Genomic DNA, 13,554 nt, shown 5'->3' with positions numbered 1-13,554 from the left:
GAGGAAAGTGTTTGATAGCTGTTCTCGTGGACAAGACAAACCGGGATATGCTGTGGATGTCTTTGATAGATGCTCTCGGAGACAAAACAAACCGGAATATGCCGAGGGAAGTGTTTGATAGCTGCTCTCGGGGACAAAACAAACCGGAGTATGCCGAGGAAGGTCTTTGATAGCTGCTCTTGGAGACAAAACAAACCGGAGTATGCCGAGGAATGTGTTTGATAGATGCTCTCGGAGACAAAACAAACCGGAATATGCCGAGGAAAGTGTTTGATAGCTGCTCTCGGAGACAAAACAAACCGGAGTATGCCGAGGAAGGTCTTTGATACTCATTAATTACTTTTAGAATGTCGAAAAGGAAGGGGAGACCCTTCCTTTTTTATATTTACTATACCAAAACTTTACAATTCTTTAACGGTAGCTAAAGAAAATAATCGCAATTTTTCGATAAGATGTAGTAAAAGGCGCTGGAGGGGTTAGATGAAGATTACGGTTGCAGGTGCAGGATATGTCGGACTAGTTACAAGTGTTTGTTTAGCTGAACTTGGGCATGAAGTAATTTGTATTGATATCCAAGCTGAAAAAATAGAAAAGCTACAAGAAGGATATTCACCAATCTATGAACCAGAGCTGGAGCCACTTTTACAGAAGAATTTGCGGGAGGGAAGGCTTTATTTTACAACTAATCCACGTTATGCATATACACAGCCTGATGTCATTTTTATCGCAGTCGGTACTCCACAGCATGTGGATGGTACTGCAAATCTGAATTATGTCTATGATGTTGTAGAAACGATCGCTGTACATATTGAAAATGATGTGATTATTTGTACAAAAAGCACCGTCCCTGTGGGAACGAATGAAAAACTAAAACGAATCATTGATTCTAAAAAACTTCCACAACTACAGGTTGAGATCGTTTCAAACCCAGAATTTCTTCGCGAGGGATCAGCGGTAGTTGATTTCTTTTATGGAGACCGAATTGTCATTGGGACAGCAAACCAAGAAAGTGCTCATGTGCTAGAAAAAGTCTATCTACCTTTAAAAATACCAATCATCAAAACGGATATCAGAAGTGCAGAAATGATAAAGTACGCGTCAAATGCCTTTCTTGCCACAAAGATAAGTTTTGTAAATGAGATTGCGAGAATGTGTGAAAAAGTAGGGGCTAACATTGACGATGTTACGTACGGAATTGGAAAAGACCAACGGATTGGGCCTTACTTTTTAAAAGCGGGGCTTGGCTATGGAGGTTCCTGTTTTCCTAAAGATACAAGAGCACTGATGCATACTTCAGGTAGTTTAGGGCATCACTTCGAACTGCTTGAGGCTGTTATTCAAGTCAACAATCGTCAAAAATCATTTCCTGTTTTAAAAGCAAAGGAGATTCTCGATTCATTAAAGGGGGCGAAGATTGCTGTTTTAGGCCTTTCTTTTAAACCAAATACGGATGACATACGGGAAGCAGCTTCCATCACAGTCATTAGAGAACTCCTTCAGGAGGGGGCGAGTGTCACAGCATATGATCCTGTAGCCATTCCAAATACTAAAGAAATATTTGGAAATTCCATCACCTATACGGACGATATCCCAACAGCGATTCAAAAGGCTGACCTCACGATTATTACAACCGAATGGGAGCAAATTAAACAATTTCCTTTGCATTTTTACAGTGAATATATGAAAGAACCGAAAGTTATTGACGGAAGAAATTGTTTCCCACTTGAAGAAGTGCAGAAATTCCCATTGATATATGTTTCCGTTGGGAGGCCAACAGTGGTCAATACGTTCACAAATAAGCTATAGAGATTAGAGAGGAGACATGGATCATGAAGCTTTTCATTTCATTTTATAATGCGGATTGTCGAATCTTTCAACAAGTAAACCAGCATTATGATAAAAAACTACTCTACTTTTTCTTCTCTAGAATCACATTTTTAGGCGGGGCTACATTTACAATTATCACTTGTCTAACCCTAGCTTTTTTGACTGCAAATCAACTAAGGATAACTGCCATTGCGAGTGCTCTTTCGCTTGCGGTTAGTCACATTCCGGTTCATTTAATAAAAAAACTTTATCCCAGAAAAAGACCATATTTAATAGTAGAGAAATCAAAGTTTCCGTTAAAAGCGTTAACAGATCACTCGTTTCCCTCAGGACACACAACAGCAATTTTTTCGGTTATTGTTCCATTTATTTTATATATGCCATCCCTTTCAATCATTCTACTCCCAATTGGGATATGTGTTGGATTGTCAAGAATTTTTCTAGGGTTACATTATCCTTCCGATGTATTAGCAGGAGGCGTTTTAGGTACAGCAGCTGGAATAGCGAGCGCTACTTTCGTAATTCAAATAACGGAATCTACCTTAAGGGGGATCTTATGAAAATAGCAATTTTTACTGATACCTACTATCCAGAGGTAAACGGTGTTGCACGGACATTGAAAAGGTTCACTGACTATTTAAAAGAACATGAGATTGAGGTTAAAGTGTTTGCACCAATGTCTGATTCGAATGAATATGTATCTAGTAATATCCATCGTTTTAAAAGCTTGTCCTTTTTTCTGTATCCTGACTGTCGACTTGCCTTTCCCAATATGCTACAAATTCGAGCTGAACTAGAAAAATTTTCACCAGATATCATACATGTTGCGACACCTTTTAATATCGGATTTTGTGGGAGTTATTATGCAAAGAAGTTAAACATTCCGCTTGTAGGTTCCTATCATACAGATTTTGATTATTATCTACAGTTTTATGATTTGCAATTTTTATCTAATCCTTTGTGGTCCTATATGAAATGGTTTCATCGACCTTTTCAAAAATTATTTGTACCATCTCTTGTGACTAAAAATCAGCTAGAGGACAAAGGGTTCACTAACATAGAAATATGGACTCACGGGGTTGATTGTGAATTGTTTAATCCTTATTACAATAAAGCTGTAGTTCGCCAAAAGTATCACATTTCAAAAACGTTTACCCTAACCTACGTTGGGAGATTAGCGCCTGAAAAAAATGTAGATATACTTGTTGAAATAGCAAAAGCATTGCCAATGGAGTGGAGTGAACAAATCCAGTGGGTAATCGTTGGTGATGGGCCTTCACGTAGTAAAATGGAGGATGCAGCTCCATCGAATATGATTTTCACTGGTTTTTTAAAGGGTACGGAATTAGCAGAGGTGTATGCCGCTTCAGATATATTTGTCTTTCCATCCTCATCAGAAACCTTTGGGAATGTCGTTCTCGAAGCCATGGCTAGCGGTACACCGGTAATTGGAGTAAATGGGGGCGGCGTTAGGAACATTGTGCAAGAAGGAATCACCGGATATCTTTGTGAACCTGGTAATTCAAAAGAAGTAATGGATACGATTCTGCATTTACTAGAAAATGACGGGGTTCGCAATCGAATGGGAATGGAAGGAAGAAAATATGCTTTAACCCAAAAATGGGATGTCATTTTTGAAAACCTTCTTTATAGCTATTCAACTGTATTACAAGACCAGAGTAAACAAAAATATGCATAAAAAAAGGAAGGGGTACCCCTTCCTTTTTTGTGGACTTATTCACCTAAAAAGTTCACAAACTCGCTACCAGTTAACTTAAGGTTTTTCGGGATACGGATGATAAGAAAATCATAATTAAGTGGCTTATCCTCATCAAACCTTCTGTCAAACTCCTCTGTAAGTCCGCCACCTCTAAATTGGGATATCACAAAATCATTGTGAAAGCTATAGAGTTTTATCTCAAAGTCATAGTCCATGGGAGGGTTCACCATCAAATGATCTTCTCCTTCGATTGAAACGAGCGGTAATGGAATTTCTTCAAAAAAATCATAACCGTTATAATTTGTATTTGCCACATAATAGATAACATCAATGGTTTGGTCGTCATTTTCTTTACGATCAAAAATCGTATACATGTTATTGTCTTCTATATCTTGAATATTAAGTTCCTCTTGGTCAAATGGAATATTCCATCTTTCTTTTTCTTTTATGGCATCAATATCTTCAATTGTCTCTTGATCAATAGCCTGATGGATTTGTTCATAGGTCAAATTCTGAGTATCGCCCTCGGATGGGAAAAAGCTTGATTTAGGGATGCAGTAATAAACAATTACAGCTAACACTAATATAGAAAAATAGGTTCCAAGCAACAGTTTTGTACTTTTTGCACCTGTGTACTTTTTACCAAAAAAGATAGAAAGTAAAACGAGGGCAATGATAAATAAGATAATCGCAGGAAGTATGAATGTACCGATTACTGACATTATTTTCGAACCTCCAATCGATTAGTTGCAGCAATGACAATCCACACCAATAGGGCAACTGTAATGACAACTTTTATTGAAAATAGTAGAATGGATGTTTCATTGAAAAAAAATGAAATTGAAGTGACTTTGTCAAATTGCCTTACTTCATAAATACCCCAGCCAATGATGAGTGCTGGAATCACAAACCCAAATAGTTTGTTTATCTGTGTAAACATACCGATAAGATATCCTAGCGTTGCAAACAAAATGAGATACAAGGCACCAATATATATCCCCACAAGCAAATCCGAGAATGATAGAAAAAAGTGATTCGTGATTATCTTTTCACTACCCTCTTTGAAAAATAGGATTAATCGTAACAAAATCCCTGCAAAAGTCGAGGTGATACTTGCAATGAATGAATAAACCACTAGCATCCCTACCGTTGAAAGATGGCTACTCATTCTGTTTGTCACAAATGAAAAATCAATATAATGGTAGGGTTTTGTTGTTAGCGTGATTGCTGTAATAAAAGCCCAAAAGGCAGTAAAAACAAAAATCATGCTACCCGAGTAGCTAGAAATTTGGATTCCACTAGACCCCATTGATCCAACTCCGTTAAAAGAAAACAGAAGCGCAATTGCTTGCACCGTTACAAGGCTTGTGAACGCCCCATAATAAGCACGTACTTTAAAAAACAACTGCTTTTTTACGACCTCAAGTAAACTTGCATTAGTTAAAGACATCATTGATTCCCCCCTTATTCTTTGCCGTGAGATACATACAAAGGTCTTCTGTCGCAACAGGAGTTAACTCAATTCCACGTTTTTTCGCTTCTAACCATGTGGATTCGGGATAAATATCTTTTACAACAGAATAGGTGTAATCATTTCCGAAATCCTCAAAATAAATGACTTCCATCCCCTTAGTAACTTGGTCGATGATGCTGTTTTTTCCGCGAAGCCCAACAGCATACTCTTTCAAATCGTCAATAGATTCATGAAGTGCAACACTTCCATTTCGAATGAGAAGAACATTCTCTAGGATACTTTCAATTTCGTTCAGTAGATGACTAGAAAAGAGGATTGTTCTAGGGTACGCGATGTAGTCCTTTAGTAAAGCTTTATAGAAATCTTTCCGTATGGCTGCATCCATTCCTGTTGTAGGTTCATCGAAGATAGTAATCGGGCAGCGGGAAGAGAGACCGATAATCATATTAAATGTACTTTTCATTCCTTTTGAAAGATGATGATGAAGTTTCTTTGGGTTCAAATCGAAATAATCGAACAGTCTTTTTGCCATTTGGTCATCCCAATTAGGATAAAAGCTTGCACTTGCTTTTAAAATTTCGGCTAAATTTAACCATGGTGGAAAAACCATATTGTCGTCTACAAAAATGAGGTTTGCAGATACTTTTAAGTTATTGAAAGGATTTTCTGAAAAAACGTGAACCTCACCCGTAGAAACTGGGTAAAATCCAGCGATCGTTTTCAAAAGAGTTGTTTTACCTGCACCATTTCTACCAATGACCCCAGTTATCGTATTTGACTCAATTGAAAAACTCAAATTGTCTAAAGCTTTAAAACTTCCGTAAAGTTTAGAAACATGTTGAAACTCAATTGCGCTCATCTTGATTCCCCCTTTGCCTTTCTTTTTCAACTTTAATCATATTGATTAACTCATCTTCACTAACCCCTAAGCGCTCTGATTCCATCACAAGTTCGAATACGAGATTTTTCATTGTTTGATTTTTCCTTTTCTCTAAAATAAACTGCTTGGCGTTAGGTGTAACAAACATCCCTAAGCCTCGCTTTTTATATAGAATCGTTTCGTCTGCAAGAAGATTTAGCCCTTTCGCTGCAGTAGCAGGATTAATATTGAACATCTCTGCCAGTTGATACTGAGAAAATACCTTTTGATCCTCGGCGAAAGCTCCGCTTAAAATTTCCGTTTCAATCCATTCTGAAATTTGCACATAGATTGGCTTCGTGCCATCCTGATTAAACTTCATATAAACACCTCCTTAGGTGATTATGTACATTAGTGCATTAGTGATATAATGTACTATACTACATGCTATGGAAAAATTCTAGATTATTTACTATATTTTTTAAAAAATGGCTACAATTAGGCTAGGGATGAGGGGCAGCTAGACAGGTTTTTGGGGAGAGATGGAGTAAATACGCCTCAAGTCTTAGATTCTTGTAATTTCTAGGTCCATAGTCCGAATAAATATCTTATAGTATAGTTAACTTGAGGAAAAATCTGAGAAATGAAATCTCGAATGGAGATTTTGTGCCTACTTAAAAGACCTTCATTGGAATGATGAAGCCCCGATTGAATCGTTCGTGCATTGGGAAAGTCCCTCATTGAGGCGATGAAGTCTCGAATGCAGAGGAAGTGTTGCTGGAAAGTCATTCATCGGGTTGATGAAGTCTCGAATGCAGAGGAAGTGTGGCTGGAAAGTCCTTCATCGGGTTGATGAAGTCTCGAATGCAGAGGAAGTGTTGCTGGAAAGTCATTCATCGGGTTGATGAAGTCGCGAATGTAGCGGAAGTGTCGTGGAAAGTCATTCATCGGGTTGATGAAGTCGCGAATATAGCGGAAGTGTCGCCGGAGAGTCCTTCATCGGGTTGATGAAGTCGCGAATGCATCGGAAGTGTCACTGGAAAGTCCTTCATCGGGTTGATGAAGCCGCGAATGCATCGGAAGTGTCACTGGAAAGTCCTTCATCGGGTTGATGAAGCCGCGAATGCATCGGAAGTGTCGCTGGAAAGTCCTTCATCGAGGCGATGAAGAGGAAAAGCCAAGGCAGGTGGCGCTGAAATCTCGTTCATCGAGGCGATGAAGAGGAAAAGCCGAGGCAGGTGCTGCTGAAATACCCTTCATCAAGCAACTGAAGAGCGAAACGCAGTGGTAGAGCTAAGCTAAATCACTTCACCGACTAAATGAAGAGCAAAACTCACATAATTACAGCACAGGTACAAGGCACTTTACCTTTTACAAAACTATCAAACATCACCAAATTTTCCCTCAAAAGTTTTTGAAACCAACGTTCGGATTGGTTCGTATATAGTATTAAGACAGAATGTTAGGAGTCGATTGTATGAATCCGTTTCTCGCTTTTATTGTTAAATCGTTCATTTCAGTGCCAACGACGGTTACTGTTTGGCTTGTAAGCTTTTTTGCGCTTGATCAAACCTTCCTACTTTCGTCTGGAATTGCATTGTTAGGTGGAGGAATTGCCTATTTTGGAACGTCAGCCATTATGAAACAAGCCTTTTTGCGAAAATATCGGCTAACGAGGAAGGAATATCAATATATTGAGAGAAATTTAAAAGAAGCGAAGAAAAAACTTGCTAGACTAAATAAATCCCTTTTTACGATTCGTCACATCCCGTCATTAAAGCAAAGAGTTGATCTACATCGTGTCACGAAGAAAATCTACCGTTTATCAAAGAGTGAACCAAGACGATTTTACCTAGCGGAAAGGTTCTACTTTTCGCATCTTGATTCAGTTGTCGAGTTAACGGAAAAATATGCTTTTCTATCATCACAGCCAAAGAAAAATAGTGAACTTGAGCGGTCGCTTCATGAAACGCGTAGAGTTCTTGAAGAGTTAACGGACACGATTGAGAAGGATTTACACAAAATGCTCGCGAATGATATAGATGACTTGCAATTCGAAATCGATGTGGCAAAAAATTCGAATAAACAAGCGAATGAAACACAATTTATTGACCAAAACAGGAGGTAGCTAAGTATGAGTGAACAATATTCTCCAAAGTATAAAGAGCCTACAAATTTAATGGATGAATTACTTGCGAATCCATTTGACGAGAAAAAAGACGAACAGGAAAATCCGATTGTCATTACGCAAGAAGAGGAGAAGAAGCCTGTTCGATTAGTAGATGTGCTGCCAGAGGAAAATAAAGAAAAAGCACTTCAGCTTGCAAAACAAATTGACCCAACCAATCACCAAGCGATGATATCATACGGAACACCAGCTCAAAATAAGCTGCTTTCGTTTTCAAACACCATGCTTGAACATGTTCAAAAGAATGACGTGGGTGAAGTTGGAAAAATCATTTCAGATCTCATGCACCGTCTAGATGAGATGAAGCCTGAGGAATTGAATCCTGAAAAACGCTCTGTGATTGCACGGATGTTTGGAAAAATTTCAAATTCTGTGCAAGAAGTACTTTCAAAATACCAAAAAACAGGGGCACAAATTGACAGAATTAGTGTTAAGCTGGAAAGAAGTAAAAATGTCCTTTTATCAGACATTGCAATCTTAGAAAAGCTTTATGAGAACAATAAAGACTATTTCGACGCCTTGAATGTCTACATTGCGGCAGGTGAATTAAAGCTTGAAGAAATGCATCAAAAAATCATTCCAGAGTTAAAAAAGCAAGCCGAAACAACAAATGACCAAATGAAGGTTCAAGAAGTAAATGATATGGTTCAATTTGCGGATCGACTTGATAAACGTGTACATGACCTGAAATTAAGTAGGGAAATTACAATTCAAAGTGCACCGCAAATTCGTTTGATTCAAAATACAAACCAAGCCCTTGTGGAAAAAATACAGTCATCAATCATGACGGCAATTCCATTATGGAAAAACCAAGTTGCGATTGCGCTTACATTAATTAGACAGCGACATGCAGTAGAAGCGCAAAAACAAGTTTCGAAAACAACAAATGAACTTTTACTGAAAAATGCTGAAATGTTAAAGAGTAATACACTAGAAACGGCAAGAGAAAATGAGCGTGGAATAGTCGATGTAGAAACATTAAAGAGAACGAAAGAAAATCTCATTTCTACATTAGAGGAAACGTTACGCATCCAGGAAGAAGGCCGCAACAAGCGTCGTCAGGCTGAGCTTGAACTTGCCTCAATGGAAACGGAATTACGTCAAAAATTATTAGACATTAAGACGGACTAAAACAAAAAGGATAGATACCGAAAAAATAAGGTATCTATCCTTTTCTTACTTACAATCCAAATAGTCGAGGTAAGAATAAGGAGAGTTGTGGGATAAATGCAACGAGCAGCAGCACTAAAATAACTATCCCAAAATAAGGTAATAATGTTGGTACCACTTCTTCAATTTTAACCTTCGCGACACTACAACCAACAAATAGGGCACTTCCCACCGGTGGCGTCATATTCCCAATACAAAGACCAAAACAAAGAATCATTCCAAAATGGACTGGATCCATTCCAAAATTTTTAGCAACCGGTAAAAAGATTGGTGTAAAAATGAGAACGGCAGGAGTGATATCCATAAACGTTCCGACGATTAACAGGATAAATATGATTATGAGAATTATCCCAGTTTGGTTATCTGTAATTGAGAGGAGGGCACCACTAATGGCTTCTGGTAATCTCATATAAGACATCACAAGTGAAAATAAAGCTGAAGCTGTAATTAAAAAGAGTATCATGCCAGTTATTTCAATAGTCTCGATAAATATCCCTGGTAAATCCTTTAGCTTAAGACTTTTATAAATCATGGAAAGAAGAACTGAATAAATAACCGCAACGGCCGCACCCTCCGTAGCTGTAAAAATACCTGCAACAATTCCTCCGATAACGATTACGATTAATAGCAAACTTGGAATCGCACTTACTATAATATAAAAGATATCCTTCATATTAGGTAAAGATGAAACAGGGTACTTTTCTTTTTTCGCCATAAAGTATGCAACAACCATGACGGCAATACCCCATAAAATCCCTGGAATATAACCAGCCATAAATAATGCAGCGACAGACGTTCCCCCACTTACTAAAGAGTACACAATCAATACGGAACTAGGTGGAATAATTAATCCAGTTGGAGCAGAAGCAATGTTCACCGCTGCTGAATAGGTCAGTTTGTAACCTTGATTCGTTTGCATTGGCGTCATGATTCTTCCCATTGCAGCAGCGGAGGCTACGCTTGAGCCAGATATTGAACCAAACAACATATTACCAACCGCATTCGTATGTGCCAAAGCTCCCGGAAGTTTTCCTACTAACACTTTTGCGAAATTCACAAGACGAAAGGCAATTCCACCATTATTCATGACAATCCCCGACAAGACAAATAAAGGAATCGCAAGCATCGTAAAATTATCAATACCTGTCACCATTCGCTGTGCGGAAGTTAAAATCGCTACATCAAAGGGCAATACAAATAAAAATGTAAAAACGGAACTTAAGATAATGGCAATTGCAATGGGCGCACCAAATAACAAGAGAAAGAAAAAAGTGGCAAAAAGAATGATTGCTGCAACTGTTTCCATTATAGAATCACCTCTCTTTTTCTTTCTTTATAGGACATTAGACTGTGAAATTGATAAATCACAATGCAAATGCCACTAAAAAGAATAGCTGCATAAACAACACCCATTGATATTCCGGTTGCCGCTGCTGTTTGGGCAGAAGTAAGTACAACGATTTTTATTCCGCCATAAACCATTAATATCGCCGCAGTTAAAAGAATAATGACATCGGTTATGTATTCAATCTGCAGTTGTACTTTTGGGCTGAATTTTTCTCTTATAAAAAGGATTCCAATATGCTTTTTGGCACCAAATACATAGGCAGCCGACGTAAGTCCAAACCAAATTAACATGTACCTTGTCAATTCCTCGGTTCCAGGAGAGGATATGTTGAAAACATAACGTGATAACACTTGCCAAGTTGATAATACAACCATTGAGACAAGCAATAAACTAGAGAAGACGATTAATACTTTGTCCAGAATTTGTTTAACCTTATTCATTAGACGAATTCCCCTTTATTAATTGGTAAATATCTTTTGTTTTTTCATCCTTTGCATAGGCCTCATGAAGTGGCTTTACAGCGTTAATGAAGGAGGTTTTATCAACCTCGATAAAATGAACACCCATCTTTGTTTTAGCGATTTCGGTCTGTTCTTTTATTGTTTTTGCCCAAACAACCTCATGATAAAGGGTGGATTCATTTGCCGCTTCCTGAATGATTCTTTTCTCATCATCAGTAAAATCGTTATATCGTTTTGCATTTATGATGAGCATATCCGGTACAATTTGGTGACCAGTATACATATAGTATTTAGCTACTTCTCCGTGATTGTTACCGACAAGTGCTGTTTCATTATTTTCAGCAGCATCAATAACTCCTGATTGAAGTGCAGTGTAAACCTCGCCATAGGCCATTGGAGTCGGTAACCCACCGAAAGCCTCAATCATATTTACACTTGTCTGGCTTGGTTGGACCCTTGTTTTTAAACCAGCAACATCAGCAACAGTATGAACCTCACGATTTTTTGTATACAAATTACGAATACCTGCATTATAGTAGGTTAACGCAATAAAACCGATGTCCTCAGTTTGATAATAAAGTTGATCGGTAATCGTTTTGTCATTCATTTTTTCCTCGAATTCTTCGTAATTCTCGAACACGTATGGCAAACTAAAAATGGAATAATCGGATTCAAATCCTTCCAGTGCACTAGCGCTCACCTTTGCGACATCAACTGCACCTGATTGAGTTAATTCGAGTACCTCTCGCTCACTTCCCAGTTGACCATTCGGATAAATTTGCACCTGGATTTTGTTATTTGATTTTTCTTCCACTAATCTACCGAACTCGACGAGTGAAAGATGAACAGGGTGGTCCAAGGTTTGGTTATGGGCAAGTTTCAATTCTTTAACCCCTGCTTCTTCATTATTACATCCCACTAATAAAAGTGAGTTAACCACAACAAAAAGTAGTAGGGTCATAATTCTCATGCTGTTTCCTCCTCTAATAAAAAATCAACAAGTACCATTTTATATTTTGTGTTTGTTTAAAAAACCTATCCTAAAAATGGAACAATTGGAATGTTGTTTAAAAACAAACAAAATAAAAAAGGGTACCAGTATGTACCCTTCAATCAAAGTTTATAATGCTTTTATTTTCGTATCTTCATTTACCTCTATGTTTTTGTTACTGAATTGGCTCACCACTAATCCTAATGCTGTCCCAACGAGAGCGGGAACAATCCACTCTAAGCCAACGGATGCAAGAGGTAGCATATTTTTCACATCCTGAACCGGACCGAGGTTAAGACCAAATGCATTTAATCCACTGATTAGTGCAAATACACTTGTGAGTAACATGGCGAACCCATATACGGTTTTCACATTTTTAAAGTAACGACTAAAGAAGGTTAAAACGACTAATACAATTAATAATGGGTAAGTCATTACTAGAAAAGGAACAGAGACTTTTAAAATTTGCGCTAATCCAAGGTTTGATAGGGTAAATCCGACTAACGTTACAAGTAGTACAACCTTTTTATAACTTACCTTTGGAAGTAAGTTTGAAAAATATTGGCCACATGCCGTCGTTAACCCTACAACGGTTGTGAAACAAGCTAATGTAAAAATTAAGCCAAGGAGTAGTGTTCCACTTTGTCCGAATAAAAGCGTTGCAGCTGACGATAAAATATCGGTACCGTCTTCAAATGTTCCTTGACCAGCCATTTTGGCACCAATTACTCCAATTCCCACATAAATTGCAGAAAGAAGGATTCCCGCAATGATTCCAGCTTTAAATGTATATCTTGTTAATTGTGTTCGATTTTTGATTCCCTTCTTTTGAATGGAATTCAAGATAACAATCCCGAAAGCCAATGAAGCAAGGGCATCCATTGTATTATAGCCTTCAAGGAATCCCATGAAGAATGCACCAGTTTCATAACTTTCAGTTGGAGGTAGGAATGAAGTATCCATTTTAAATAATCCTACAGTGATTAATATAATGATTGAAACTAATAAGGTCGGGGCGATTAAGCGTCCCATATATCGTTCCATTTTGCTAGGATTTAAGCTGATAAAATACACTAAACCAAAGAAAATAACTGAGAAAATGAATAGTATTAGGGCTGTATTTGCTGATTCAGGTAAAAATGGGGTGATTCCCATTTCGAACGCAACGTTTGCGTTTCGTGGAATCGCAAGAAATGGTCCGATACATAGATATACTGCGACCATAAAAACCGTGCTAAATACAGGGTGAACCCGGTCAGCCATTGCAACGGCACCGCCTTTTACAAGAGAAACGGCAAAAATTACCACAACCGGTAAACCAACTCCCGTTACGACAAAACCAAGCATGCCCATCCAAAAGTTTGTACCTGCGCCTGCACCTAAAAACGGTGGGAAGATGAGATTGCCGGCCCCAAAAAACATTGAAAATAACATAAACCCGATAAACAAAGTATCTAATTTCTTCATCTAACTCACTCCTTAAATATTTTTCTAGGATAATAGGGACAAAGGGACA

13 protein-coding genes are annotated in these 13,554 nt (G+C 38.0%); 5 read left to right on the top strand and 8 right to left on the bottom strand.

Annotated features, from left to right (window positions below):
- Positions 1-480: 480 nt before the first annotated feature.
- The 3 genes from BTHG_RS14810 to BTHG_RS14800 are packed head-to-tail and all read left to right on the top strand — an operon-like array spanning position 481 to position 3,526.
- On the top strand, positions 481-1,806 hold the full coding sequence (locus BTHG_RS14810) for a UDP-glucose dehydrogenase family protein (protein WP_010677514.1): 1,326 nt from the start codon (positions 481-483) through the stop codon (positions 1,804-1,806).
- A 23-nt stretch (positions 1,807-1,829) separates the two neighbouring features.
- Positions 1,830-2,387 carry a phosphatase PAP2 family protein gene (locus BTHG_RS14805; RefSeq protein WP_010677513.1) on the top strand — a complete coding sequence of 186 codons (558 nt, stop codon included), beginning with the start codon at positions 1,830-1,832 and terminating at the stop codon, positions 2,385-2,387.
- Positions 2,384-3,526 carry a glycosyltransferase family 4 protein gene (locus BTHG_RS14800; RefSeq protein WP_010677512.1) on the top strand — a complete coding sequence of 381 codons (1,143 nt, stop codon included), beginning with the start codon at positions 2,384-2,386 and terminating at the stop codon, positions 3,524-3,526. The genes BTHG_RS14805 and BTHG_RS14800 overlap by 4 nt, the downstream gene beginning before the upstream one ends.
- A gap of 35 nt (positions 3,527-3,561) precedes the next feature.
- On the opposite strand, the gene BTHG_RS14795 is transcribed toward BTHG_RS14800, so the two are convergent.
- Genes BTHG_RS14795 through BTHG_RS14780 form a run of 4 tightly spaced genes read right to left on the bottom strand, consistent with a single transcriptional unit; the run spans position 3,562 to position 6,262 of the window.
- Positions 3,562-4,269 carry a hypothetical protein gene (locus BTHG_RS14795; RefSeq protein ID WP_010677511.1) on the bottom strand — a complete coding sequence of 236 codons (708 nt, stop codon included), beginning with the start codon at positions 4,267-4,269 and terminating at the stop codon, positions 3,562-3,564.
- Positions 4,269-4,997 carry a hypothetical protein gene (locus tag BTHG_RS14790; protein WP_010677510.1) on the bottom strand — a complete coding sequence of 243 codons (729 nt, stop codon included), beginning with the start codon at positions 4,995-4,997 and terminating at the stop codon, positions 4,269-4,271. The genes BTHG_RS14795 and BTHG_RS14790 overlap by 1 nt, the downstream gene beginning before the upstream one ends.
- Positions 4,984-5,880 (bottom strand): ABC transporter ATP-binding protein, encoded by an 897-nt coding sequence (locus BTHG_RS14785; protein ID WP_010677509.1) that lies wholly within the window; start codon positions 5,878-5,880, stop codon positions 4,984-4,986. The genes BTHG_RS14790 and BTHG_RS14785 overlap by 14 nt, the downstream gene beginning before the upstream one ends.
- Positions 5,867-6,262, bottom strand: coding sequence for a GntR family transcriptional regulator (locus BTHG_RS14780; RefSeq protein ID WP_010677508.1), 396 nt, complete (start codon positions 6,260-6,262; stop codon positions 5,867-5,869). Before BTHG_RS14780 ends, BTHG_RS14785 begins: the two co-directional genes overlap by 14 nt.
- A 1,095-nt stretch (positions 6,263-7,357) precedes the next feature.
- Between BTHG_RS14780 and BTHG_RS14770 the strand changes: the two genes are divergently transcribed.
- Together BTHG_RS14770 and BTHG_RS14765 are read left to right on the top strand one after the other, a co-directional pair.
- Positions 7,358-8,008: a 5-bromo-4-chloroindolyl phosphate hydrolysis family protein gene (locus tag BTHG_RS14770; protein WP_010677506.1), complete on the top strand. Its 651-nt coding sequence runs from the start codon at positions 7,358-7,360 to the stop codon at positions 8,006-8,008.
- Positions 8,009-8,014: 6 nt separating this feature from the next.
- Positions 8,015-9,199 (top strand): toxic anion resistance protein, encoded by a 1,185-nt coding sequence (locus BTHG_RS14765; RefSeq protein ID WP_010677505.1) that lies wholly within the window; start codon positions 8,015-8,017, stop codon positions 9,197-9,199.
- 49 nt (positions 9,200-9,248) lie between these two features.
- On the opposite strand, the gene BTHG_RS14760 is transcribed toward BTHG_RS14765, so the two are convergent.
- The 4 genes from BTHG_RS14760 to brnQ all read right to left on the bottom strand — a co-directional run bounded on the left by BTHG_RS14760 (position 9,249) and on the right by brnQ (position 13,505).
- Complete coding sequence (locus tag BTHG_RS14760) at positions 9,249-10,544, bottom strand: TRAP transporter large permease (RefSeq protein WP_010677504.1); 1,296 nt, start codon at positions 10,542-10,544, stop codon at positions 9,249-9,251.
- Positions 10,544-11,026 carry a TRAP transporter small permease gene (locus BTHG_RS14755; protein ID WP_010677503.1) on the bottom strand — a complete coding sequence of 161 codons (483 nt, stop codon included), beginning with the start codon at positions 11,024-11,026 and terminating at the stop codon, positions 10,544-10,546. Before BTHG_RS14755 ends, BTHG_RS14760 begins: the two co-directional genes overlap by 1 nt.
- Complete coding sequence (locus BTHG_RS14750) at positions 11,019-12,017, bottom strand: TRAP transporter substrate-binding protein (protein ID WP_010677502.1); 999 nt, start codon at positions 12,015-12,017, stop codon at positions 11,019-11,021. The genes BTHG_RS14755 and BTHG_RS14750 overlap by 8 nt, the downstream gene beginning before the upstream one ends.
- 150 nt (positions 12,018-12,167) lie before the next feature.
- A complete protein-coding gene (gene brnQ / locus BTHG_RS14745) occupies positions 12,168-13,505 on the bottom strand; it encodes a branched-chain amino acid transport system II carrier protein (RefSeq protein ID WP_010677501.1) in 1,338 nt (445 codons plus the stop codon).
- Between the last annotated feature and the right edge of the window lie 49 nt (positions 13,506-13,554).

The sequence above is a fragment of the Bacillus timonensis genome (genome assembly GCF_000285535.1).
Lineage (GTDB): Bacteria > Bacillota > Bacilli > Bacillales > Bacillaceae_L > Ferdinandcohnia > Ferdinandcohnia timonensis.
Note: the sequence above shows the minus strand (reverse complement) of the source record. Positions and strands in the feature narration are given on the sequence as shown.

What these genes read in the sequence shown, in the direction of transcription:
- BTHG_RS14765 (WP_010677505.1), top strand. Translation starts at nt 8,015, where the DNA reads ATGAGTGAACAATATTCTCCAAAGTATAAAGAGCCTACAAATTTAATG.
- BTHG_RS14785 (WP_010677509.1), bottom strand. Translation starts at nt 5,880, where the DNA reads ATGAGCGCAATTGAGTTTCAACATGTTTCTAAACTTTACGGAAGTTTT.
- BTHG_RS14790 (WP_010677510.1), bottom strand. Translation starts at nt 4,997, where the DNA reads ATGTCTTTAACTAATGCAAGTTTACTTGAGGTCGTAAAAAAGCAGTTG.
- BTHG_RS14810 (WP_010677514.1), top strand. Translation starts at nt 481, where the DNA reads ATGAAGATTACGGTTGCAGGTGCAGGATATGTCGGACTAGTTACAAGT.
- BTHG_RS14770 (WP_010677506.1), top strand. Translation starts at nt 7,358, where the DNA reads ATGAATCCGTTTCTCGCTTTTATTGTTAAATCGTTCATTTCAGTGCCA.
- BTHG_RS14755 (WP_010677503.1), bottom strand. Translation starts at nt 11,026, where the DNA reads ATGAATAAGGTTAAACAAATTCTGGACAAAGTATTAATCGTCTTCTCT.
- BTHG_RS14805 (WP_010677513.1), top strand. Translation starts at nt 1,830, where the DNA reads ATGAAGCTTTTCATTTCATTTTATAATGCGGATTGTCGAATCTTTCAA.
- BTHG_RS14750 (WP_010677502.1), bottom strand. Translation starts at nt 12,017, where the DNA reads ATGAGAATTATGACCCTACTACTTTTTGTTGTGGTTAACTCACTTTTA.
- brnQ (WP_010677501.1), bottom strand. Translation starts at nt 13,505, where the DNA reads ATGAAGAAATTAGATACTTTGTTTATCGGGTTTATGTTATTTTCAATG.
- BTHG_RS14760 (WP_010677504.1), bottom strand. Translation starts at nt 10,544, where the DNA reads ATGGAAACAGTTGCAGCAATCATTCTTTTTGCCACTTTTTTCTTTCTC.
- BTHG_RS14795 (WP_010677511.1), bottom strand. Translation starts at nt 4,269, where the DNA reads ATGTCAGTAATCGGTACATTCATACTTCCTGCGATTATCTTATTTATC.
- BTHG_RS14780 (WP_010677508.1), bottom strand. Translation starts at nt 6,262, where the DNA reads ATGAAGTTTAATCAGGATGGCACGAAGCCAATCTATGTGCAAATTTCA.
- BTHG_RS14800 (WP_010677512.1), top strand. Translation starts at nt 2,384, where the DNA reads ATGAAAATAGCAATTTTTACTGATACCTACTATCCAGAGGTAAACGGT.